This is a genomic window from Caballeronia sp. INML2 (assembly GCF_023631365.1).
GTDB classification, from domain to species: domain Bacteria; phylum Pseudomonadota; class Gammaproteobacteria; order Burkholderiales; family Burkholderiaceae; genus Caballeronia; species Caballeronia turbans.
This window is the reverse complement of the sequence record NZ_JALQDH010000019.1, coordinates 1-23,657: the sequence shown is the minus strand read 5'-3', so window position 1 is coordinate 23,657 and position 23,657 is coordinate 1. Positions and strand designations below refer to the sequence as shown.

General features: G+C 64.3%; 21 protein-coding genes. 9 read left to right on the top strand and 12 right to left on the bottom strand.

What is annotated here, in order from left to right:
* Positions 1 to 30: 30 nt before the first annotated feature.
* The 7 genes from NCT32_RS07570 to NCT32_RS07540 all read right to left on the bottom strand — a co-directional run bounded on the left by NCT32_RS07570 (position 31) and on the right by NCT32_RS07540 (position 7,468).
* On the bottom strand, positions 31 to 2,145 hold the full coding sequence (locus NCT32_RS07570) for a TonB-dependent receptor (RefSeq protein ID WP_250490073.1): 2,115 nt from the start codon (positions 2,143 to 2,145) through the stop codon (positions 31 to 33).
* A gap of 204 nt (positions 2,146 to 2,349) precedes the next feature.
* Positions 2,350 to 2,697 (bottom strand): DUF2946 family protein, encoded by a 348-nt coding sequence (locus NCT32_RS07565; protein ID WP_250490072.1) that lies wholly within the window; start codon positions 2,695 to 2,697, stop codon positions 2,350 to 2,352.
* 544 nt (positions 2,698 to 3,241) lie between these two features.
* Positions 3,242 to 3,484 (bottom strand): DUF2795 domain-containing protein, encoded by a 243-nt coding sequence (locus NCT32_RS07560; protein WP_061121522.1) that lies wholly within the window; start codon positions 3,482 to 3,484, stop codon positions 3,242 to 3,244.
* A 39-nt stretch (positions 3,485 to 3,523) separates the two neighbouring features.
* Complete coding sequence (locus NCT32_RS07555; RefSeq protein ID WP_061121521.1) at positions 3,524 to 3,790, bottom strand: hypothetical protein; 267 nt, start codon at positions 3,788 to 3,790, stop codon at positions 3,524 to 3,526.
* 228 nt (positions 3,791 to 4,018) lie between these two features.
* Positions 4,019 to 5,755 (bottom strand): ClcB-like voltage-gated chloride channel protein, encoded by a 1,737-nt coding sequence (locus NCT32_RS07550; protein ID WP_061121520.1) that lies wholly within the window; start codon positions 5,753 to 5,755, stop codon positions 4,019 to 4,021.
* 149 nt (positions 5,756 to 5,904) lie between these two features.
* Entirely contained in the window at positions 5,905 to 6,708 is an 804-nt protein-coding gene (gene dkgB / locus NCT32_RS07545; RefSeq protein ID WP_250490071.1) for a 2,5-didehydrogluconate reductase DkgB, read from the bottom strand.
* Positions 6,709 to 6,733: 25 nt separating this feature from the next.
* Positions 6,734 to 7,468, bottom strand: coding sequence for a glutathione S-transferase (locus tag NCT32_RS07540; protein ID WP_250490070.1), 735 nt, complete (start codon positions 7,466 to 7,468; stop codon positions 6,734 to 6,736).
* A gap of 190 nt (positions 7,469 to 7,658) precedes the next feature.
* On the opposite strand from NCT32_RS07540, the gene NCT32_RS07535 reads away from it, so the two are divergent.
* Positions 7,659 to 8,900, top strand: a complete 1,242-nt coding sequence (locus tag NCT32_RS07535) for a cystathionine gamma-synthase family protein (protein WP_061121517.1) — start codon at positions 7,659 to 7,661, stop codon at positions 8,898 to 8,900.
* A 39-nt stretch (positions 8,901 to 8,939) separates the two neighbouring features.
* Here the strand turns inward: NCT32_RS07535 and NCT32_RS07530 are convergent, their stop codons facing one another.
* The 4 genes from NCT32_RS07530 to NCT32_RS07515 all read right to left on the bottom strand — a co-directional run bounded on the left by NCT32_RS07530 (position 8,940) and on the right by NCT32_RS07515 (position 14,697).
* Entirely contained in the window at positions 8,940 to 9,878 is a 939-nt protein-coding gene (locus NCT32_RS07530) for a DmsC/YnfH family molybdoenzyme membrane anchor subunit (protein ID WP_250490069.1), read from the bottom strand.
* Between the two features lie 18 nt (positions 9,879 to 9,896).
* The gene (locus NCT32_RS07525; RefSeq protein WP_250476686.1) at positions 9,897 to 10,616 is read right to left on the bottom strand and encodes a 4Fe-4S dicluster domain-containing protein; all 720 of its coding nucleotides are present in this window, start codon (positions 10,614 to 10,616) and stop codon (positions 9,897 to 9,899) included.
* Positions 10,617 to 10,627: 11 nt separating this feature from the next.
* Positions 10,628 to 13,558, bottom strand: a complete 2,931-nt coding sequence (locus tag NCT32_RS07520; RefSeq protein ID WP_250490068.1) for a molybdopterin oxidoreductase family protein — start codon at positions 13,556 to 13,558, stop codon at positions 10,628 to 10,630.
* Positions 13,559 to 13,623: 65 nt separating this feature from the next.
* On the bottom strand, positions 13,624 to 14,697 hold the full coding sequence (locus NCT32_RS07515) for a YeiH family protein (RefSeq protein ID WP_250490067.1): 1,074 nt from the start codon (positions 14,695 to 14,697) through the stop codon (positions 13,624 to 13,626).
* Positions 14,698 to 14,812: 115 nt separating this feature from the next.
* Between NCT32_RS07515 and NCT32_RS07510 the strand changes: the two genes are divergently transcribed.
* The 8 genes from NCT32_RS07510 to NCT32_RS07475 all read left to right on the top strand — a co-directional run bounded on the left by NCT32_RS07510 (position 14,813) and on the right by NCT32_RS07475 (position 23,062).
* Positions 14,813 to 15,703, top strand: coding sequence for a LysR family transcriptional regulator (locus NCT32_RS07510; RefSeq protein WP_250490066.1), 891 nt, complete (start codon positions 14,813 to 14,815; stop codon positions 15,701 to 15,703).
* Positions 15,704 to 15,840: 137 nt separating this feature from the next.
* Positions 15,841 to 16,650 (top strand): TIM barrel protein, encoded by an 810-nt coding sequence (locus tag NCT32_RS07505; RefSeq protein WP_250490065.1) that lies wholly within the window; start codon positions 15,841 to 15,843, stop codon positions 16,648 to 16,650.
* A gap of 43 nt (positions 16,651 to 16,693) precedes the next feature.
* The gene (locus NCT32_RS07500; RefSeq protein WP_250490064.1) at positions 16,694 to 17,695 is read left to right on the top strand and encodes a sugar kinase; all 1,002 of its coding nucleotides are present in this window, start codon (positions 16,694 to 16,696) and stop codon (positions 17,693 to 17,695) included.
* A 54-nt stretch (positions 17,696 to 17,749) separates the two neighbouring features.
* Complete coding sequence (locus NCT32_RS07495) at positions 17,750 to 19,030, top strand: MFS transporter (RefSeq protein ID WP_250490063.1); 1,281 nt, start codon at positions 17,750 to 17,752, stop codon at positions 19,028 to 19,030.
* 681 nt (positions 19,031 to 19,711) lie between these two features.
* Positions 19,712 to 20,680 (top strand): D-glycerate dehydrogenase, encoded by a 969-nt coding sequence (locus tag NCT32_RS07490; RefSeq protein ID WP_061121508.1) that lies wholly within the window; start codon positions 19,712 to 19,714, stop codon positions 20,678 to 20,680.
* A gap of 104 nt (positions 20,681 to 20,784) precedes the next feature.
* Positions 20,785 to 21,864 carry a LacI family DNA-binding transcriptional regulator gene (locus NCT32_RS07485; RefSeq protein WP_061121507.1) on the top strand — a complete coding sequence of 360 codons (1,080 nt, stop codon included), beginning with the start codon at positions 20,785 to 20,787 and terminating at the stop codon, positions 21,862 to 21,864.
* On the top strand, positions 21,865 to 22,656 hold the full coding sequence (locus tag NCT32_RS07480; protein ID WP_250476679.1) for a YhfC family intramembrane metalloprotease: 792 nt from the start codon (positions 21,865 to 21,867) through the stop codon (positions 22,654 to 22,656).
* Positions 22,657 to 22,696: 40 nt separating this feature from the next.
* The gene (locus NCT32_RS07475) at positions 22,697 to 23,062 is read left to right on the top strand and encodes a DUF3022 domain-containing protein (RefSeq protein ID WP_061121505.1); all 366 of its coding nucleotides are present in this window, start codon (positions 22,697 to 22,699) and stop codon (positions 23,060 to 23,062) included.
* On the opposite strand, the gene NCT32_RS07470 is transcribed toward NCT32_RS07475, so the two are convergent.
* Positions 23,059 to 23,487, bottom strand: a complete 429-nt coding sequence (locus NCT32_RS07470; protein WP_250490062.1) for a PGDYG domain-containing protein — start codon at positions 23,485 to 23,487, stop codon at positions 23,059 to 23,061. The two genes, NCT32_RS07475 and NCT32_RS07470, sit on opposite strands and share 4 nt — an antisense overlap.
* Between the last annotated feature and the right edge of the window lie 170 nt (positions 23,488 to 23,657).

Here is a 23,657-nt window from a genome sequence, read left to right as displayed (position 1 = left end):
TGACGCGCGTGCCGGTCGATTGCCGCGCGGTTAGAACGCGTACCGCACGCCCGCGAAGACACTGCGGCCTTCGCCCGGATAAAAGATCGCCGTCGACGCCGCCGTTTGCGCATTCGCGATAGTGCTGATGTCGCTCACATAGCGCTTGTTGGTCAGATTGCGCGCATCGAGAAAGACCGACAGGCCGTTGCGGAAATCCATTCCCGCCTGCACGCCGAGGAGCGTATAGCCCGGCACGCGAAGCGTGTTGGCGTCGTCGGCCCAGGCGCCCGCCGGCACCCAGTCGACCGATGCGGACACGTGAAATCCGTTGGGCCGCGAGTAGCCGAGCACCGCGCGAATCACATTGACCGGCACGCCCGCGATGCGGTTGTTGCCGTACTGCGGATCGTCCTTGAAGCGGAAGTCGCTGAGATTCCACAAGCCGGATAGCGTGATCTTGTCGCCGGCGCCCGGGTGCGTAACGTCACGCCACACATCCACCGATACCCCCGCCTCGATGCCCTGCAGCACCGTCTTGTTCGCATTGAAGGTCGATGCAGGTATGTCGGGATTGGTCGTGTATTGAAGCAACTGGTCGCGCACGAGCGAACGATACGCGGTGAGGTCCCAGCTCACGCGATCGCGTGTGCCGCGCGTGCCGAGTTCGAGCGTCCACGCGTGTTGCGACGTGAGCGGAGTGAAGCGCGTGGTGTTCGCGAAGGTCTGCGTGAGATCGGTGAAATCGGGCACGTCCTGGCTGCGGGTGATGTCCACATACGCCTGGATCTCGCGATTCGGCTGCCACATCACGCCGAGCTTGGGATTCACGCCGCTGAACGTCTCGCTCGCCGACTTGTAGTTCGGGTCGGCCGCGAGGCCGCCGTGATCGACGTACTTGCGCACGTCGCGCAACGCCTTGAAACCGGCCATCAGGGCGACCGTCGGCAGGAAGAACAGGCGGTCCTCGACATACGCCTCGTAGTTGTAGGCGCTTTGCGTCGAGTCGAGTGTCTGTGCGCCTTCGTTGCCCGACACGTTGACGTACTGCCGCGCCTGCGTGGTGCCGCCGAAGAAGCGCGCGCCGGCGATGACGTCGTTGCGCATCCCGCCGGCGTTGAATGTCGCGGTATAGCGCGGCGCGAAGCCGTAGGTCCAGCCGTCCTGATCGATGACCTGGAAGATCGGGTGATACAGACTCTTGTGGATGGCCCAGGTGACGAAGTCGAGCTGGCCGACATCGAGCTTGACCGTCGTCTTGTTGGCGATGCGCTCGGTGCGCGTATCGCGCGCCTGATCGCCGGAAAGTGCGCTCGGCGATGCCTTGGTCGGGTTGTTCAGCGCGTCGCTCAGCGACAGCGTGCCGGGAAGCTGCTGGTCCACGACATACGCGCCGAGATAGAAGCGCGTCTCGACATCCGGCGAGAAGCGATAGCCGATATTCGCGTTGAACTGTTCGTACTGGCCGCGCTCGTGATCGCGATAGCCGTCTGCATGATTCACGGAGAACGTGCCGATGAAATCCAGCGGCCCCATCACGCGCGAAAACTGCGCGCTGCCCCGCACCGTGCCGAAGCTGCCGCCTTCGAGCCGCAGGATGTTGGGCGCATCGGCGGTGTAGGCGCTGGGGGTCACGAAATCGATCGCGCCGCCCATCATCGACGATCCATACGCCAGGCCGTTGCCGCCTTTATAGACATCGGCGGACTGCAGCGCGAGCGGATCGATCTGGTAATAGTCGCCGCTGCCATCGGCGAGATTGGTCGGAATGCCGTCCTGCAGGATCTCGAGGCCGCGCGTATGGTAGCCGCGCGCAAGCCCCGAACCGCGAATGGACACGCGCAGCTCCTGTCCGTAGCGGTTCTGCACGAAGACGCCGGGCACGTTCTTGAGGACGTCGCGCAGCGTGAAGGCGTAGGTGTTCTGGTAGTCCGCGCTGTCCACGAAGCCGACGGAGCCGACCGTCTGATCGAGCGCGCGCTTCTCCTCGGCGACGTTTTGCGATGTCAGCGAATGTTGCGCCTGTCCCTTTACGATCACGGCGGGGAGCGCCGCAGGCTCGCCGGTTTCCGTGGTTTGTGCGGCTTGAGCGAAGGCGCGCGTGGCGAACAGCGCGGTGATGCTGATGCCCGTGACGAGGGCGCTTTGCCGGACGACTCGCTTCATGGTTGCGTCCTCCCGATGTCGAGGGATCGGGACGCGCAATCGCCGCGCGTGTGCGTGTGCAGATGTACGGACGGCACGAAGCCGCCGCTCGCTGAAAGAGTGAGCATGGTTCTTCTTTGAATTCGTGATGAAAACGCGTGGCGCGACGCTACCGGCGCGCGACGCCATTCGACGCCGCGATGGCATCGATCCGTTTGGACGAAGTCAGATGAGAACCGGTGGAGCGCGTGATTGCGCTGTGGTGTACGCAGGAGCGGGGCGCTCGACGCTAACGAGCGCGACGACGACGGTGCGGCGCGCCGGGACATCGAGCGTCGCTGAGGCGCGTGCGCTCGAAATCGCGGGCGCATGCGCGAAGAAATGGCAGTAGCCGCAGGCCTGATCGTCGAGATGAGCGAGCGTGTCCGGTGCGTGATGGCCGGCTGGCGCGACCTTCGACCCATGCACCGAGCAGAGTTCGGCGCTCAGGTCACCGGCACGCGCATCGGCCGCGAGCAGCTGCGAGACCATCGGCGCGAACGTGATCAGCAGCATTGCGAGCAATGCCAGCACTGAACCCGTTCGTTGATGGAAGCGACTGCGCATGGAGGAAGGCGTGTTCAAATCCGGAGTGCGGGATTATGCCACCCGGTTACTTCGTATTAGAAAGCAAAGCGCATAAATTCCGGGGATCAGACGGCGGGCATGACGTCGCGGGTTGTCCACACGAACTGGGGAGCACCCTGTTGAAAAGGCGCCCAAAAGTCTGCTAAATGACTGACGCCCAAGGAAAAGTCAGGTGCGCTTCACGACGCGTCACACGTGCCGGCCTCTGCATAACTTATCCCCAGCGCAAGGGGAAAGGGCTGTGGAAAACCGCTTGGCGACTCGTCTAGTTTCTTGATTTCGCGGCGCAATCCCTGAGCGACGCGGATCGCGCCACGTTTTTGCCATCCCGAGCTTCGCCGATCCGACGCCCGACTTATCCACAATTTCTGTGGATAGCAGTGTTGAAAAGGCTCGCGTATCGGCGTTAAGTCTTTGATGAATAACGTTTTGTATGACCTGACCGGAACCGTGCGAGCAACGGCGCCCATTTCGTTCGCAACGGAGACGATCAGACGGAAATGCCCGGTCCGCCGTTGCTGCCGAGCAGTTGCTCGACGGCGTTCGCGTCCGGGTAATCCTGTTCGGGCAGCCCGTCGAACACGGTGATGACGTCATTGGAGACGCCCGCTTCGCGCGCTGCATCGACGATCGCGTCCTTGTTGGCGGGATACTTCACGAGGCGCAGGACCTGGGCGATTTCATCGTCGATCGGTTCGTCGTTCAAGGCGTGGTTTGCGTGCGTGTCGGTCATTCCGAGGTCCAGAGTCGAGTCAGTGGTGATAAGAGTGCGTCAGGTCTGCACCTGAATGGGCTGGCTCGCCATGCCGTGGTTCGGCGCTCGGGACTTGGGCAGCGGCACGTGACGCCAGCGCGCGTGATCGAGGTCCTGCGCCGAGACGTCGGGCGCGGGCGGCGCAACGGGCGCGGCGTTCACACGCAGCGCGGCGCGCGTCGCGGCAATGGTGGCGGTGGATTCGTCCGTCGAACCCGTGTGCAGCGGCGCGGCATAGCACGAGACCGAAACCAGGGCCATCGACAACAACGTTGAGGTCTTCATCGGGCAACCCCTCCTCACGTAAGCAGCGTAAGGCACCAAGCAAAGCCTATGCCGGTGGGCCTATGCGCTGCCCGCCGTGCGCGCGGTCCGTTCGGACGATGCGCGCACGGGCGCGACGAGTGGGCGTCGCGCGGACGTATTTCGAGTGAATTCTGAAGTCGGTCCGACTCGCGCGAAAGACGCGCGCACGCGTCATTGCGCGCCGCGAAATTGCATGGCTGCGCAGTTTCAGCGCGACGTCGGGTTCAAACGGAAGTATGCGTCCAGAAGAGATGTTTTGTACACGACGCCGAGCAGGAGCGGCTGCGTCTTTTTCTCGATCACCGGAAGCCGCTCGCCCTGGAATGCGAGGAAGTGCTGGAGCGCCTCGCCGAGCGACATGTCGGGCGTGAGGACGTCGAATTGCGGCTGGAGATAGTCCGCGGCGGTCTTGGTTTTGGTGTCGTGCTCGTCGAGCAGATCGGAGGTGATGTCCTTCAGGGCGACCACGCCGCGAAAGCGCTCGGCTTCGTCGACCACGTAGAGATACTTCACCGGATATTCGAGGAAGACGCGCGTCATGTCCTTGATGTTCGCGGTGAGCGGCACGACGGTATCCGCAGGCTTGACGAGCTCGCGCATCTGCGTCGCGGCGAGGCGCAGGCGCTCTTTTTCTTCACGATTGCGGCGCAGCGTGACTTCATACATCGACGTCTGCTCGGACGTGCGCGCGATGAAGTAGGCGATCACGCACGAGACCATCAGCGGCAGCATGACCTGATACGAGAGCGTCATCTCGAAGATCATCAGGATCGCCATGAGAGGCGCGTGCGTGGCGGCGGCGAGAAACGCGCCCATGCCGACCATCGCGTAGGCGAAGGGCGCGGACGTCGAGTCCGGCCAGATCGTGTGCACGCCGATGCCGTACAGGCAGCCGAGCACCGCGCCGACGAAAAGCGTCGGCGTGAAGATGCCGCCGACCGCGCCCGAGCCGGCGGTGGCCGCCGTCGCGATAAGCTTGAAGACGAGCACGGTGAGCAGCGCGGTCCACGTCCACGGCTCGTGCAGCAGCGAGTTCACGACTTCATAACCGTTGCCCCAGACCTCGGGCCACCAGATCGAAATCACGCCGACGATCAGCCCGCCGAGCGCGAGGCGCAGCGGCAATGGCAAGGGCAGCGTCGAAAAGCGCTTTCTCGATGCTGCGAGCAAGCGCAGAAAATGTGGCGCGAGCACGCCCGACAACAACCCGAGCACGACGAAGAGCAGCACTTCGACACCCGTCACGGTCGGAAACACCGGCATCTCGTATGGCGGGCGATAACCGGCGAACTCGCGCATCGTGATATTGGCGACGACCGACGAGACGACGATCGGTCCGAAGCTCTCCATCGCCATTGAGCCGAGCACGAGCTCCGTGACGAAGAACGCGCCGGCGATGGGCGCGTTATACGCCGACGTGATACCGGCGGCCGCGCCGCAGGCGACGAGCAGGCGCAGGCGCGGCGGATCGAAGTGGACCCAGCGCCCGATGAGCGACGACGCGAGCGCGGCGAGCTGCACCATCGAGCCTTCGCGGCCGATGGAACCGCCGCTCGAAATCGTGATGAGCGAGGACAGGCTGCGCCAGAGACTCTGCCACACGGGCACGACGCCATCGCCGATGGTGACGGCTTCCATGTAGTCCGTGCTCGCGTTCTTGCTCGCGTGCTTGCGCGCGATCAGCAGACACGCACCCGCGATGAGGCCGCCCACGGCCGGCAGCAGGATCCGCACGGGCCAGGGCAAGGTATGCGCGAGCGCGACGAGGCCTTCCGAAGGATTGCCCAGCAGACGTTGCAGGATCTGAATGCCTTCACGAAAGACGGAAGTCGCGAAGGCGCCCGCCACGCCGACGACGACCGCCCAGACGAGCATCGTATGCGAGTCCGACAGACGGAAGAGACGTTGCGCGCGAGTCCGCAGCTTGAGCAGGAATGAGAGCACTTTTGCTGAATCGTGGAAAGCTTAGAAGCAAACGGAATAAGCGACTCGCAAGGATAGCATTGCGCCGTGCCGGAACGCGCTCGAAAACGCCCGCGACGGACGCAAAAAAGCCCGGCGTTCACGGCCGGGCTGCGTCGGACGCGTGCGTGTCACCACTTCGGCGCGAACGGCGGATTCGCGTGACGCTTGCCTTCGTCGAGCGCGTCGATCTTTGCGATGTCGTCGGCGTCGAGCTTCAGCTTCTGCGCGTCCCAGTTCGCCTGCTGATGCTCTCGATTCGTCGATGCCGACAGCACCACGATATCGCGCGACAGGAGCCACGCGAAGGTCACCTGCGCGGGCGTCGCGTTGTGCTTTTGCGCGATCGCCTTGAGCGTCGCGTCCGTATGCGCGCGGCCTTCGCCGAGCGGCATGTACGCGGTCACCTTGACGCCGAGCTGCTGCGTCGCGTCGACGAGCTTGCGGTTCGCGAGAAACGGGCTCACCTCGAACTGGTTCGTGACGATCTCCTTGCCGCCCGGCGCCTGCAGCGCCTCTTCGAGCAGCGGCGCGGTGAAATTCGACACGCCGTAATGACGGATCAGACCGAGCTTCTGTGCTTCCTGCATCGCGGCGAGCGTTTCGGCGATCGGCACCGCGCCGTCGGGCGACGGCCAGTGCACGAGCGCGAGATCGATCGTGCCGATATCGAGCTTCGCGTGACTGTCCTTCAGGCTCGCGATGAGCGCATCGCGCGAGAGCCGCTCCCACCAGACTTTCGTCGTGACCCAGATGTCGTCGCGCGGCACGCCCGATTCGCGCACGCCCTGACCGACGGCAGCCTCGTTGTTGTAGAACTGCGCCGTATCGATATGACGGTAACCGATCGAGAGCGCGCTCTTGACCGCGTTCGTGGTTTTCGCGGCATCGACGCGGAACGTGCCGAGACCGAAGGAAGGAATCGTTTCTACCATGCTGGCTCCTGGGTTGCGTTGGGGTTCAAGCGTCCTGATCGAGTTCGGGATAGTGCCGGAAAATGCCCGACTCGTTGAACGGGATACGCCGTTCGGAATCGACGTAAGCCGCGATGTTCGGCCTTTGCAGGACCGCGTCGTGAATCGCCGCGACGCGCGGATACTGTGCGCCGAACTTCTTCATTGCGCGCGGGAAAGCGTAGTGCAGGCCGTCGACGATCTGGAAGACCGAAAGATCCACGTAAGTCGCCGCATCGCCGATCATCTGCGTGTCGCCGTGCGGGTTCTGCTTCAGCACGCGCTCGAAGTACTCCATGAACTTCGGCACGCGCTTGTCGAGAAAATTCTGCGTGCGGATCTTTGCCGCGTCCATCTGATCCTCGTAGTAGAGATCGGTCGCGAGCGGATGATGCGTGTCGTGCACTTCGGTGACGAAATCGGCGATCGTCAGTTGCAGGCCGTGCGCGACGTAGCGCAGGCCTTCGTCCTTCGGCGCGAGTCCGAGCTTCGGTCCGAGATAGAGCAGAATGTTCGCGACGTGCGGCACGATCAGCTCGCCGTCTTTCAGGAACGGCGGGGCGAAGGGGATGTGCGGCTCGGTCTTGCTGTTCAGGACTTTCATCATCGCGTCCATGCCGTAGCCGCGCTTACCCGATTCACGCGCGACGTCGATGTATGGCGCGCCGGCATCTTCCAGCGCGAGCCGGACGAACTCGCCGCGGCCCTGCAATCCGTTCCAGTAATGGAGTTCGTAAGCCATGTGAAAAGGCTCCTCGGGAAGGTGTGCCGCGTTTGCGGCGACAGTGGAGTGTGCGCGTTTTCAACGTGCGACGAAGCGCGCGTACGGAGAATCGGGCGAGCAACACGCGTTCCTGTTTGACGGCGACGCCATGAATCCGCCCAGATCGTGCAAAATTGATGTTTTGTGTTTTCGACGCAGCGGAGAAGGGATGGACAAGCAAGGCTTTACCACTGGCATCGTTCACGGCGACAGAAGCGTGGGCGTCGAGCATGGCGGCGTGCGGCAGCCGATCCACACATCGGTCCAGTACGGATTCGAGCGCGTGGAGGATCTGATCGGCGTCTTTCAGGGCACGAAAAAAGGCGGCTTCAATTACGCGCGTCAGGGCACGCCGACGACCGCGGCGCTCGAGCGCAAGATCACGAGCCTCGAAGAAGGCGTCGGGTCGATCTGCTTCAGCACCGGCATGGCGGCGCTGACGGCGGTGTTCCTCACCTTGCTGCGCGCGGGCGATCACGTCGTGTCGAGCCGCTACGTGTTCGGCAACACCAACAGCCTTTTCGGCACCTTGAGAACGCTCGGCATCGACGTGACGATGGTCGATTCGGCATCGGCCGCGAACGTCGCGGACGCGATCCGGCCGAACACGCGCATGGTGTTCGTCGAGACCATCGCGAATCCGGGCACGCAGATTCCCGACCTCGCCGGCATCGGCGCGTTGTGCCGCGATCGCGGTCTCGCGTATGTCGTCGACAATACGATCACATCGCCCGCGCTGTTCCGGCCGAAGGCGGTCGGCGCGAGCCTCGTCGTCAATTCGTTGACGAAGACCATTGCCGGACATGGCGCGGCGCTCGGGGGCGCAGTGACGGACACGGGCCTCTTCGACTGGAGCGCGTACCCGAACATCGCCGATGACTACCGCCGCTCGCCGCCGAAGGAGCAAGGGCTCCTGCAGATTCGCAAAAAGGGGCTGCGCGACATGGGCGGGTCGCTGTCGTCGGAGCAGGCGCATTCGATCGCAATGGGCGCGGAAACGCTCGCGCTGCGCGTCGCGAAGTGCAGCGAGAACGCGCTCGCGCTCGCGCAATTTCTCGAGCAGCACGAGGCTATCGGGCGGGTGTTCTATCCGGGGCTGAAGAGTCATCCGCAATACGAGATCGCGCAGTCGCTGTTCAAGGGCGCGTCGTGGCTGCTGTCGTTCGAATTGCGCCACGCGGATCGCATGATCGAAGTCGTCAACGCGCTGCAATTGCCGGTCAAGGCGACGGGCCTCGGCGACACGCGCACGCTGATCATTCCGGTCGCGCCGACGATCTTCTTCGAAGCCGGCCCGGAAGTGCGCAAGTCGATGGGCATTTCGGACGGCATGCTGCGTTTGTCCGCAGGTATCGAAGATACCGACGATCTCATCGCCGATTTCGATCAGGCGCTCAAGCTCGCGGTGTAGCAAGGAACGCGTGCCGTACGGCACGCGTCTTCCCGCCAATCACGAAGCGCGCGCGTAGTAGATGTTCTGCGGATGCCGCGCTTCGGCAAAGAAGAACCATCGCTCGGCGACGAGTCCCAGATACTGCGTGACCGACGCGAGGCAGAACAGCGCTACGGACTGCGCGCTGATCCCGAGCAGCATCAGCACGAACGGCACGCCGAACGCGCCGACGAGAAACGTCCACTTGATGCGCGCGATCGCTTGCGCCGATCGTCCATGAAAGAACTCGCGCAGATTGAACGCGCCCGCCGTGAAGCCGCGTGATTTCTGCACGACGTTCGGTCCTTTGATGCCCGTCGCGCTTTGCACGGTCGACTTCGGCCGCAAGCGGGCATTGCGCTTCAACGCGGCGACGCGCGTCGCGCAGCCTGCGAGCGTCAGGGTGCAGGCGCAAGCCGCAAGCCCCGCCGCGAGCGACGGCGCGAGCCACGCGGCGCAGGCCGTCGCAAGCGTGAAGCCGGACGCGCAGCCGAGCAGCACGAAGTTGACCATCGTGAGCGGCGTAGCCCATTCCTGCAGGAAGCGCAGGCACGCGTAGATCATCGCGGTGCAGACGAAGAGCGCCGCCGACGCAATCACGCCGATCACGCCGATGACGAGCGCGCCCGGCGTGCCCAGCCAATGCGCGATGCCGTACAACGCGTCGCACGCGAGAAACGCGGGCAGGCAGAGGCATTCGCGCGAGAGCCATGACGTGCGCCACATCGCGATCGCACGCCAGGCGCGCTCCGGATGCCCGAGATGAAAGAACGAAGCGATCAGCCCGAGCCCGCCGAGCACGACCGACAACGCCGCGCCGATGACGAAGAACGTCTGCGCAGGCAACCCGCTCAGACCGAGCTTCGCGAAAATTTCGACGCCGACGAGCGCGATCAGCAAGCCTTGCGCGGCGCCGCTCAATGTTGTGAGAAACACGACGGAAAACGCGGGTTTCATGTTCGAGCTCCGATGAAGTCAGACGCGCGCGGCCATCGCCGCGAGATTCAGGTCGCCGTGCGCTTCGAGCGAGGCGTCGTCGCCGGAATGACAACCGCACGAGCCGCCGCTGCCGCACGCATTCACCGGGCGCCGCGGCAAATAATGATTCGCGGGCTTGGTCTCCCATTCGGGCATCAGCTGATAGCCGCCGCGTTCCTCGATCGCCTTCGAGACCACCGACTCCGGATCGTGGATATCGCCGAAGAGCCGCGCCGACGTCGGACAGGCGAGCACGCATGCGGGTTTGCGATCGCGCTCGGGCAGCGCCTCGTTGTAGATGCGATCGGCGCACAGCGTGCACTTTGTCATTTCCTTGCGCTCTTCGTCGAGCTCGCGCGCGCCGTACGGACACGCCCATGCGCAGTACTTGCAGCCGATGCACTTGTCGAAGTCCACGAGCACGAGCCCGTCTTCCTTGCGCTTGTAGCTCGCGCCGGTCGGACAGACAGGCACGCACGGCGGGTCCTCGCAGTGCAGGCAGGACTTTGGAAAGTGGATGGTGTCGGCGAGCGGAAACTCACCGGCTTCATAGGTCTGCACGCGGTTGAAGAAAGTGCCGGACGGATCGGCGTCATAGGGGCGCTGATCCGCGAGACTGCCCGCTTCGCCGGACGTGTTCCACTCCTTGCAGCTCGTCACGCACGCGTGACATCCGACGCACACGTTCAGGTCGATCACGAGGGCCATTTGGGTCATGATGGTCTCCTTCAGTTGCCCGGGTTTCGCTTGATGACATTGCGCAAACGCGCCGCGAACTCGCCGCGCCCGGCGAAGTAGGTCTGCACGACGCGCTGGATCGGACCCGGCATGCCGGGCGAGGGGCGCATCGGCGCGAATTGCGGCAGCGTGTGGCTGGCATCCGCTTCGGCGGGATAGACGCGCACGCGCACGTCGTACCATGCCGCCTGTCCCGTGATCGGGTCCGAGTTGGAGAAGCGCATGCCTTCGGTCCCGGACGCCGGAAGCTCGTCGGTGATGAGGTGATTGAGCAGGAAGCCGCGCTGCGATTCGTTGGCATCGGGGCCGAGGCTCCACGCGCCCGACGCCTTGCCGATCGCGTTCCATGTCCACACCGTGCCCGGTTCGACCGCCTCGCTATAGCGCGCCATGCAGCGCACCTTGCCCCATTGCGATTCGACATAGATCCAGCCGCCGTCCTCGATGCCGTTCGCCTTCGCCATGCGCGGATTCATGTACAGCAGGTTCTCGCCGTGAATCTGCCGCAGCCACGCGTTTTGCGAATCCCACGAGTGATACATCGCCATCGGGCGCTGCGTGACGGCCGCGAGCGGATATCGGTCGAGATTGGTCGTGTCGAGTTCGAGCGGCGCGTACCAGAACGGCAGCGGATCGAAATACTGCTCGATGCGCGCGCGCAGATGCTCGGGCGGCTGCCTGCCTTTCGTGCGTCCTCGCGCGGCGAGGCGGAACTTCTGCATTACGTCGGAGTAGAGCTGGATCAGGATCGGCTCGCCGAATTTGCGAAAGCCCTTGTCGACGGCGAATTGCAGATAAGGCCCGTTGCAATTGCGCATGTACTGCAGCGACTCGGGCAAGGTGTAGTGATAGACGCAATCGTGCCTCGCGTACTCTTCCCACTGGTTCGGATTCGGTTCGCCGACGAGCGCATCGCGGCCGTCCTTGCCACGCCAGCCCATCAGAAAGCCGACGCCCGATCCCGGCGACGTCTGATGATTGACGATGAAATCCGGATAGTCGCGATACTTGGGCTTGCCCTCCGGCGTAGTGAACGCGGGCAGCCCGAGGCGGCCGCCGAGCTCGACCAGCACTTCCTGAAACGGCCGGCATTCGCCCGTGCGCGGCACGACCGGCACGCGCACCGAATCGACGGGACCGTCGAACTCGGAGATCGGGCGATCGAGCATCGACATCGCGTCGTGGCGTTCGAGGTAGGTCGTGTCAGGCAGGATGAGATCGGCGAACGCGGTCATCTCCGACTGGAACGCATCGCACACGACGATGAACGGAATCCTGTATTCGCCGTCGTCGTTCCTGTCGGCGAGCATCTTGCGCACTTCCATCGTGTTCATTGACGAGTTCCACGCCATGTTGGCCATGAATATCATCAACGTGTCGATGGGGTAGGGATCGCCGCGCCACGCGTTCGTGATGACGCTGTGCATCACGCCGTGCACCGCGAGCGGATACTCCCACGAGAACGCACGGTCGATGCGCACGGGCGTGCCGTCGTCGTGAATGAAGAGGTCCTCGGGCGCGGCGGGCCATCCGAGCGGGCCGCTCGCAAGCGGCGTGTTCGGCTTGACCTGATCGGGATGATTCGGCGGTTTCGCGGACGGCGGCACCGCGCGCGGAAAAGGCGACTTGTGACGGAAGCCGCCCGGACGGTCGATCGTGCCGAGCAGCGACATCAGCACCGCGAGCGCACGGATCGACTGGAAGCCGTTCGAATGGGCGGCGAGCCCGCGCATCGCGTGAAAGGCGACGGGGTTGCCCGTCACGGTGTCGTGTTTTTTCCCCCAGCAGTCGGTCCATTCGATCGGCAGCGTGACCTTGTGGTCGCGGCCCGTCTGGATCATTTCGGCGGCGAGACGTTTGATGGTTGCGGCGGGAATGCCGGTGATGCCGGCGGCCCACTCGGGCGTGCACGACGCCACCTGCTCGCGCAGCAGCGCGAAGGAGGGCGTGACGGGCGTGCCGTCGTCGAGCGTGTAGCGGCCCTCGAGCGCGGGTTCGGCGTCATCGGCATGATGCGCGACCGCGCGATTCGTCTTCTTGTCCCACCACAGATGATTTTGCGGAAAGAGCGCGTTGCGCTCGGGCGTCTCGCCGTCTTTCACGAAAAGCCCGAAGGTATCGCTCGCTTCGTTCATGTCGAGCAGTTCCGCCGCGTTCGTGTAGCGCGTGACGAACTCGTGATCCCAGGCGTCGGCGGCGATCAGTTCGTGGATCAGCGCCATGAAGAGCGCGCCGTCGGTGCCGGGGCGGATCGGCACCCATTCGTCGGCGATGGCGGCATAGCCCGTGCGAACCGGATTGATCGCGATGAAGCGCCCGCCCGCGCGCTTGAACTTCGAAATGGCGATCTTGAGCGGATTCGAATGATGATCTTCCGCGGTGCCGATCATGAAGAAGAGCTTCGCGCGATCGAGGTCGGGGCCGCCGAATTCCCAGAACGAGCCGCCGATCGTGTAGATCATGCCGGCCGCCATGTTGGCCGAGCAGAAGCCGCCGTGCGCCGCGTAGTTGGGCGTGCCGAAGTTCTTGGCGAAGAGGCCGGTCAGGGCCTGCATCTGGTCGCGGCCCGTGAAGAGCGCGAACTTCTTCGGATCGGTGGCGCGCAGATGCGCGAGACGCGTTTCGAGCGTGTCGAGCGCGACTTCCCATGAAACCGGCTCGAACTGCGCTTCGCCCCGCAGGGCGTCCGGTTTTCGCATCAGCGGCTGCGTGAGACGCGCGGGCGAGTACTGCTTCATGATGCCCGACGCGCCCTTGGCGCAGATCACGCCTTGATTGAGCGGATGGTTCGGATTGCCGTCGATGTACCGGACTTCGCCGTCGCGCAGATGCACGCGGATGCCGCAGCGGCATGCGCACATGTAGCACGTCGTGGTCTTGACATCGAGCTTCTCGTTCTGGGTGCGAGCGCCGTGTTCCATGAGTGCTCCCTCAAAGCGTTATCGCGCGAGCCGACACTCGCGCGATGGGTACTTCCGTGCATCCCTCAGCCGAACAGACGTTCGACCCCGAGCGTGATCGCAAGGCCACCGCCGACGAGCCACGCGTACAGGATCGCGCCGGTGGCGAGGGCGCGCGGGCCCGCCTCGCGGATCTGCGCGATGCGCGTCTCCATGCCGAGCGCAGTCATGGCCATCGTGAGGGCGAAGGTGTCGAGCGTGTTGATCGTGCTCGTCGCGGCATCGGGCAGTACGTGCAGCGAATTCACGACGACGAGCACGAGAAAGCCGAGCGCGAACCAGGGCACCGCGATCTTGCCTTTGCCCTGCGCCGAACCATCCGCCGATGCGGCACGCGAGCGGCTGATCCAGAAGCCGATCACGAGCAGCACGGGAACCAGCAGCATCACGCGCGTCATTTTCACGATGGTCGCGATGTGCGTCGCTTCCGGGCTCACGTTGCTCGCCGCGCCGACGACCTGCGCCACTTCGTGGATCGTGCCGCCGAAGAAGAGGCCCGCGCCGAGCGTGTCGAGATGCAGCCAGCCGGCGTTGAGCGCGAGCGGATAGAGGAACATCGAGAGCGTGCCGAACAGCACGACACTGCCGACGGCCATTGCGCTCTTGTGCGGCTTCGATTGCAAAGTCGATTCGAACGCGAGCACAGCCGCTGCGCCGCAAATCGCGCTGCCGGCTGCCGTGAGAAGTGCCGTGTCGCGATCGAGCTTCATCAGCTTCATGCCGGCCCACGTCCCGATCACGAGCGTGCTCACGACGACCAGCACCGACACCGTGAAGCCCGACACGCCGACTTGCGCGATCTCCTGGAGACTCACGCGCAGCCCGAAGAACGCGACCGCGATCCGCAGCAGCTTGCGCGCGGAGAAGTTGACGCCCGCCGCCCAGCTATCGGGCATGCCGTGACGCAATGCGTTGCCGTAGACCGCGCCCGCAACGATGCCGACGATCAACGGACTGATCCCGAGCCCGGCGATGGCGGGGATGCTGGCGAGGCGCGTGACGGCTGCGGCGAACAACGCGACGAACAGGATGCCGTTGAGTTGCCCGCGCGTGGAGGAGGCGGCCGGCGCAAGATGGTGTGCGGACTGAACCGTGGACATGGATGAACCCATTTGAAATTGGTGGAATCGATGGGCTAATCCTATTCCCGATATATCAATATGAAAAATCGTGATTTAGAATGTGAAGTATCGGACAAACTGATATTTATGAGAAATGACCCCGGAACAACTGATAACCTTCGCGACGGTCGCGGAGCACGGCAATATCAGCCGTGCGGCGGTGGCGCTGCATCTGTCGCAGCCGGCCGTGTCCGGCCAACTGCGGCTTCTGCAGGAGGAGTTCGGCGAGCCGCTGTATCAGCGCGACGGTCGCGGTGTGCGCCTGACCGCCGCCGGTGAACAGTTGCTCGGCCACGCGGAGCGCCTGCGCGAGACGTTCCGGGCGGCGCACGCGCTGCGGGACGCGTTGCGCGGGCTGGAGCGCGGCACGCTGCGCATCGGCGCGAGCACGACGCCCGCGAGCTATTTGCTGCCGTACCTGATCGCGGCGTTTCACAAGCGCTATCCGGACGTCGTCGTGACGACCATCGACGGCAATACGGCGGATATCGTCGCAGCCCTCGGTTCGCTCGATATCGCGCTGGTCGAAGGCTCGCCCGGCAGCGATCTGCCGCTCGGCACGACGGTCACGTCGTGGCGCGAGGACGAGATCGTCGCGATTCTGCCCAACGGCCATTCGCTTGCCGACGGGCGCGAGTCCGTCACGCTCGATGAACTCGGCGAGCACCCGCTCGTGCTGCGCGAGCCAGGCTCGGGCGTGAGGCAGGTTATCGAGCGCGCGTTCGCGGACTGCGATGCGCCGATGCGCGTCGCGCTGGAAATCGCCGGCGTCGAGGGCGTGAAAGAGGCGGTGCGCGCGGGCATGGGCATCGGTTTTGTGTCGGCGATGTCGATCCGTCACGAAGACAGTGCGCTGCGGCGCGTGCGCATCGCACCGAAGCCGCTCACGCGCCGCTTTTCCATTCTGCTGCCTCATGCGGCGACGCCGTCGCGCGTCGCGGCGCGTTTTCTGGAGTTGTGCGACGAGCCGGGTCTGCTCGGCTAGGGAATTCCACTATGGCGCCTCGATGGCGGTCTGACGCACCATTCGTTCTCAACAGGGCGCCGCGGCGTCTTTTTTGAAAATCGATCATGGAACCGGTTCCAGGCTAATTTTGGCGCCGAAACGATACCGAGAAGCACGTGAACGAGAATTCCCCGAACGATGAGGCGAGTACTGACGTTGTGATCGTTGCGAGCGCGTTCGGCGCCGATGCGATCCGGCGCGACGGTCACGCCGTCTGGGCTTGCGCCGCGGCGCGAGCGGGCGCGAACGGCTTCGAAGTGCGCCGAGAATTGTTCGCGAGCGACGCGGATGCGCAGCCGGAAGCGCTCGCGCAACTGGGCGAACGTATTCGCGGGTTGGGTTTGTGGATCGTCTATTCGACGCCCGCAACGCTTTTCCATGACGACGGCTCGCTCGACCGCGAAGCACTCCGCCTCGCCGTCGACGAAGCGTCGGCGCTGAACGCGCGCATCGTCAAGCTGCAACTGGGCGGCACGGAGCGCGGCGTCGCGACCGATCCGGCGACGCTCGACCGCCTCATGACCGACATCGCCGCATCCAAAGCGCGCGTCGTCGTCGAGAACGGACAACTGAAGGCGGGCGGGACGATCGGCGCGTTCGACGCGCTCTTCGCCGCGCTGCCGCGACAAAGCGGCCTTTCAATGACCTTCGACACCGGCAATTGGCACTGGGCCGAACAGGATCCTCTCGACGCCGCCACGCGGCTCGCACCGTATGTCGCCTACGTGCACTGCAAAGCAGTCATGGGCGAGGGCGCCCGCCGTTTCGCGGCCGCGCCCGCGGACGGCGACGCCCGCTTCGCGACGCTGCTCGCGCGCTTGCCGGGCGATGTGCCGCGCGGCATCGAATATCCGTTCATTGCCGGCGCGGACGTCTCGCTCGACGCCGAAGCCGCGCGCCAGGTAGCGCGAATCGCGGCATTCTGAATTACGCATTTTGCATTCAGCATTCATCTGTAAAGGACTCGACATGCAAGCCAAGCCTGAGGCTCTCGACGTCGTCACGTACGGCGAAGCGATGACGATGTTCGTCGCGGCCGTCACCGGCGATCTCGCGAAGGCCGGTCAATTCACGAAGCGCGTCGCGGGCGCGGACCTGAACGTCGCGATCGGCCTGTCGCGGCTCGGGTTCAAGGTGGGCTGGATGAGCCGCGTCGGCAACGATTCATTCGGGCGCTACGTGCTCGACGTGCTCGCGTCCGAAGGCATCGACGCAAGCCGCGTGACGATCGACGAGCGCTATCCGACCGGCTTCCAGCTCAAGGGCAAGTGCGACGACGGCAGCGATCCGGCTGTCGAGTACTTTCGCAAGGGGTCGGCCGCGAGCCACCTGTCGCTCGACGATTACGCCGCCGACTACGTGCTCGGTGCGCGTCATCTGCATCTGACGGGCGTCGCGCCCGCGATATCGGCGAGCTCGCGTGAACTCGCGTTCCATATGGCCCGGGAAATGCGTGCGGCAGGCAAGACGATTTCGTTCGATCCGAACCTGCGCCCGACGCTCTGGCCCTCGCGCGAGGCGATGGCCGAGTCGCTCAACGCGCTCGCCGCGCTGGCCGACTGGGTGCTGCCCGGCGTGTCCGAAGGCCTGACGCTGACGGGCCATGCGAAGCCCGAAGGCATCGCAGCGTTCTATCTCGACCGGGGCGCGAAGGGCGTCGTCGTCAAGCTGGGCGCGCACGGTGCGTACTTCCGCACGGCGGAGGGCGAAGAGGGCATCGTGCCGGGCCTGCCGGTCGACAAGGTCGTCGATACGGTCGGCGCGGGCGATGGCTTCGCGGTCGGCGTCGTGAGCGCACTGCTCGAAGGCCGCGACGTGCGCCACGCGATCGCGCGCGGCAACCGCATCGGCGCACTGGCGATTCAGGTGATCGGCGACAGCGAAGGACTGCCGACGCGCGCCGCGCTCGATCTGCTCGAAGCACAGGATTCCAACGACAAGACGGCCAAAGCCGCGTTCGATCTGGCCTGACGACTGACCAGGCCATCCGCCGGGAAACCCAACGAATTGCGTTCGGAGACAACCATGCAATCCTCGACTCCCAAACTCGCTGTGCGCCGCTGGTGGGCGATCATGCCGATCGTCTTCATCACGTACAGCCTCGCGTATCTCGACCGCGCCAACTACGGCTTCGCCGCGGCTGCGGGCATCAATCAGGACCTGGGCATCAGCAAGGGATTGTCGTCGCTGATCGGCGCGTTGTTCTTCCTCGGCTACTTCTTCTTCCAGATTCCGGGCGCGATCTATGCCGAGCGTCGCAGCGTGAAGAAACTCGTGTTCTGGAGCCTCGTTCTGTGGGGCGGGTGCGCGACGCTCACGGGCATGGTGAGCAACATTCCGTCGCTGATGGCGATCCGCTTCGCGCTCGGCGTCGTCGAGGCCGCGGTGATGCCGGCGATGCTCGTCTTCATCGCGAACTGGTTCACGAAGTCGGAGCGCTCGCGCGCGAACACGTTTCTCATCCTCGGCAATCCGGTGACGGTGTTGTGGATGTCGGTGGTATCGGGCTACCTCGTGAATTCGTTCGGCTGGCGGCACATGTTCATTGTCGAAGGCGCGCCTGCCATCCTGTGGGCGGTGATCTGGTGGTTCATCGTGAAGGACAAGCCGGCGCAGGTGAACTGGCTCACGGACCAGGAAAAGAACGATCTCGATGCGACGCTGCGCGCCGAACAGGCCGCGATCAAGCCCGTGAAGAACTATCGCGAGGCGTTCAAGTCGCCGGCGGTGATCAAGCTGTGCGCGCAGTATTTTTGCTGGAGCATCGGCGTGTATGGTTTCGTGCTGTGGCTGCCCTCGATTCTGAAGAACGGTTCGACGCTTGGCATGGTCGAGACGGGCTGGCTCTCCGCCGTGCCGTATCTTGCCGCGACCATCGCGATGCTGCTGGCTTCCTGGGCTTCCGACAAGCTGCAGGCGCGCAAGGCGTTTGTATGGCCGTTCCTTTTGATCGGCGCGGTGGCGTTCGCGGGATCGTACTTGCTCGGTTCGACGAATTTCTGGGCTTCGTATGCGCTGCTCGTGATCGCGGGGGCTGCGATGTATGCGCCTTATGGGCCGTTCTTTGCGATCGTGCCGGAGTTGCTGCCGAAGAATGTCGCCGGCGGGGCGATGGCGCTCATCAATAGCATGGGGGCGTTGGGGTCGTTCGTTGGGTCGTATTTCGTTGGCTATCTGAATGGTGCGACGGGGTCGCCGGCGGCCTCTTATGTGTTCATGAGCGTGGCGTTGTTGCTTTCTGTGTGGCTTACTTTGGCTGTTAAGCCGCAGGCTGCGGTTAGGGCTGGTGTTGTTGTGCGGTCTTGATGTTGATGTTTTTTTTCGCCGGATCCCGTTTTCTTTTTGGTTTATTAGCGTTGCCCCTGTGCGGGGCGGCAGTCACTTTCTTTGCTGCTGCAAAGAAAGTAACCAAAGAAAGCAGCTCGATACGCCCGCGGTCACACGCAGTTTGGCCACGCGTGCCATGTGATCGTGGGCTGCCTAAGTGTCGCCCTCAAAGGTCCAACCGGGCGTGGATCGCGCACGGTCTGACAAGCTAGTCGTTTGAGCGTGCCGGTTCAGCACGAAATAGCTTCGGCACAGCGCTACGCGCTGCCGCTGGGTCTGCAGGGGAAACCAACGAATTACCAATGCGGCGAGATAGAGCCGTTAGCAAAAAGAGTACGGGCAGACCCGATTGACCGGTCGGCCGCGAAGCGGGCTGGAGCCATTTGGTGCTGAACCAGCTTGTTGTGTGGCGTGAGGTGGCGGACCGTGCGCGATCCAAGCCCGGTTAAACCTTTGAGGGCGACACTTAGGCAGCCCACGATGGGCTGGCAAGCGTGGCCCAACTGCGTGTGACCGCGGGCGTGTGGAGCTGCTTTCTTTGGTTACTTTCTTTGCAGCAGCAAAGAAAGTGACTGCCGCCCCGCACAGGGGCAGTGCTAATAGACCGACAAGAAATCAGGTTTCCACAAAAGCCCAAACCGACCCAACCCTTACCCCACCATGACGAAAAAAATCGTAGCTTACAAACCCTTGCCGAGCGACGTCGAAGCCTACCTCCGCGAGCACGCCGACGTGGCACACGTCGATCCAAAAGACCACGCGGCCTTTGTCGCAGCACTGCAGAATGCCGACGGCGCCATCGGCGCGAGCGTGAAAATCTCCTCCGACATGATCGAAGGCGCCAAACACCTGAAAGCGTTTTCGACCATCTCCGTAGGCTTCGATCAATTCGACGTCGATGACCTCACGCGTCGCGGCATCGTGCTCACGCACACGCCCGACGTGCTCACCGAATCCACCGCCGACACCGTCTTCGCACTGATCCTCGCAAGCGCGCGCCGCGTCGTCGAACTGGCTGAATGGGTAAAGGAAGGCCACTGGACCTCGAGCATCGGCGAGGCGTGCTTCGGCGTGGACGTCCAGGGCAAGACACTGGGCATCGTGGGTCTCGGACGCATCGGCGGAGCAGTCGCGCGGCGCGCGGCGCTCGGCTTTCGCATGAACGTCCTCTACACGAACCGCAGCGCGAACGAGCAGGCGGAAAGGGAATTCGGCGCGAAGCGCGTCGGGCTCGACGAACTCCTCGCGCAATCCGACTTCGTCTGCCTGCAAGTGCCGCTCACGCCCGAGACGCGCGGTCTCATCGGCGCGAACGAGCTGAAGAAGATGAAGCGCAGCGCGATTCTGATCAACGCATCGCGCGGGCCGACCGTCGACGAAACCGCGCTCATCGAAGCGCTGAAGAACGGCACGATTCGGGGCGCGGGCCTCGACGTGTTCGAACAGGAGCCGCTGCCCGTCGATTCGCCGCTGCTCGCGATGAAGAACGTCGTCGCGCTGCCGCACATCGGCTCGGCCACGCACGAAACGCGTCACGCGATGGCGCGCAACGCCGCCGAGAACCTCATCGGCGCACTGGACGGCACGCTCACCCGGAACATCGTCAATCGCGACGCGCTTGCGCGCTGAAAGCGTGGGGTCGCGCGGGCATGCGCTAACATGCGCGATGCGAGGAGAACGATAATGACGGCGTCGCGTCCCGCTTCACGGCGATGCGCGCGCCCACGACCACTATGTCCGACGATCCCACATTGACGAACCGCCCGGCCGCGTTCGGCGCGCGCCGCGCGACGATCACCGATGTCGCCCGCGAAGCCGGCACGGGCAAGACCAGCATTTCGCGCTATCTGAACGGCGAGATGGGGGTGCTGTCGCCCGACTTGCGCGAGCGCATCGAGGCGGCCATCGCGAAGCTCGACTATCGGCCGAACCAGATGGCGCGCGGCCTGAAGCGCGGCCGCAATCGCCTGATCGGCATGCTGCTCGCCGATCTCACCAATCCATATTCCGTCGAAGTGCTTCAGGGCGTCGAGGCCGCGTGCCACGCGCTCGGCTACATGCCGCTCATCTGTCACGCGGCCAACGAGATCGACATGGAGCGGCGCTATTTGCAACTGCTGACGACGTATCGCGTGGAAGGCGTGATCGTCAATGCGCTCGGCGTGAAGGAAGAACTGCTGCAGGGCTTCGCGCAAGGCGGCATTCCGGTCGTGCTCGTCGATCGTTTCGTGGACGGCTTCATCACCGACATGGTCGGGCTCGACAATCCCGCCGCCGTGCAGCTCGCCACGCGTCATCTCGTCGATGAAGGTTTCGACGAGCTGCTGTTCATCGTGCAGCCCGTCACTCACGTGAGTTCGCGGCGCCTGCGCGAAGCCGCGTTTCGCGAAACCGTCGCCGCGCTCGATGCAAGCGGCTCGACGCTCGTGATCGATCTCGCCGATGCATCGCCCGCGCTTGCGGAACTCGATTCGCGCGTCGCGGCGGCGAAAGCGGCGGGCAGGCGCGTCGCGCTTTTTGCAGCGAACGGGCCGGTTGCGCTGCGCGTCGCGGTGCATCTGAAGGAGCGTCATGGCGCCGACTGGCAGGCACGCGTCGCGCTGATGTCGATCGACGACTCCGAATGGGCGCAACTCGCCGGCATGACGACCGTGCGCCAGCCGACGTACGATATCGGCCGGCGTGCGGTCGAGTTTCTCCACGAACGGCTCGGCGGCGCCACGATGCCCGCGCGCGAATGCCTGCTGCCGGGCGAACTCGTCGTGCGCGCATCCACGACACGCGAAACGCAACAGGCATCACAAGGAATCTGAATGGTCAGTGTTTCGACGTTGCTGAGCCTCGCGCTCGCGACGCTCATCATCGCGGCGATGCCCATCGTGCTGTACATGAAAGTGCGGCCGCGTTTCGGTATTTTGCCGCGCGAGGCGATTCTCGGCATCGCGGTCTTCGCGCTCTTCGCGATGGTGATCGAACGCGCGCTGCACGGCTTCATGTTAAGCAATCCGGTGACGTCGGCCTGGCTCGCGAATCCCGCGATATTCGTCATCTACGGCGCGATCGCCGCGGGCTTATGCGAGGAAGTCGGACGCTTTCTCGCGATGAAATGGCTCATTTCACGCGAGCCGGGCGCGCTCGACCGGCACGGGCCCGCGCTCGGCTACGGCATCGGGCACGGCGGGGCGGAAGCGTGGATCGTCGGCGTGCTCGTACAGGTCCAATGGATCGTCTATGCGATGCTCGCGAATCAGGGCACGCTCGACTCGCACTTCGCGGGCGCGCCGCTCGACGCGCTCGCACGCATTCATCTGGTGCTGATGAGCTTGTCGCCGGTGTCGGCGGGCATCTTCGTTGTCGAACGCGCGAGCGCCTTCGTATTGCAACTCGGCTTTTCCGCGCTGATGTGGCAGATGCTGCGCGAGCGCTCGCGTCACGCACTCGTATTTCTCGTGGCTGCGCACGCGCTCGTCGGCTTGCCTGCCGCGCTTTTTCAGGCGCGCCTCGTGCCGCTCATCGCCGCAGACGCCGTGTATCTCGTGCTCGGCGTGATCGTCGCGGTGGCGCTCGTGCGCTACTATCGGCGCGTCGCCGCTCGGGTCGCCTGAGCGCGCCTGAGCCGGCGCTTCAACCGGATTTCGATATCGAATGGACGACTATCAATACGACTGTCCGAGCGCGGACATCGACATGCTCGCGCACGTGATCTGCGATCTCTTTCCCGAGCAGACGCAATTCGCCGAACGCAAGGACGACGCGGGCCGCACCTCGCTCCTGATTCACTACGTGGCGATGCGCTTTGGGTCGAGCGCGCGGCGCATCACGATCGACGTTCGCTTCGATCCGGCCGCGCTCGCGCGTTATCGCGCGCTGCCGCCGCGCATGCACGCGCGCAGCTACGCGGTGCTGCGCGCCTACGTGGAAGCGACGCTCGGATCGCTCGAAGAGATGTACGCGGACGGCCAGACCGTGCCGCGTGAAGTGGACATCGAGATGGGCGAAGACTTCGCTTAAGCGTCGCGATAGACCTTGGCGAAGCGCGCCGCTTTTACGACGCCATAGTCGCCCGGCGCGTACTGCATGACCCAGTCGCCGGCGTCGCCGGTGAGGATGTCGCCGGCCGCGGATCGCGCGATCGAGAAGGGCTCCTGCATCTCTTTCGCGAGCACGACACTCGGACGGTTGCGATACGTGCCCGCCTCGCCGTGCGCGATGCCGCCTTCGGGCACGTACTTGGCATCGAAGCGCTCGCGCGACACGACCCAGCGCTCGCCGCTGCTGCCGGTGACGATCGCATCGTCCTTCGCATAGCGGTTCGGGCCTTCGAGGCTCATGAGTTCGCCCGCTGCAGCCGCGAATTCGACGGCGACGGCTTCGTCTTTCACGACGCGGCGCGCGGCGGGGTCGGTGGCGAGATCGAGTTGGGACAGATGGAGCATGATGCGATCCGGAGTGACGGTGGCGGAGCGGGATCGTAACGGCATTCGCGCCATTTTGCACCCGGCGGACGAAAAAAAGCCCGCATCGCGCGATGAACTGACCCCGCAAAGTTGGACAGGTTTGGGCTAAGGCCGTGAGGGCTGAGTTCTGTACATTACAGGACTCAGCC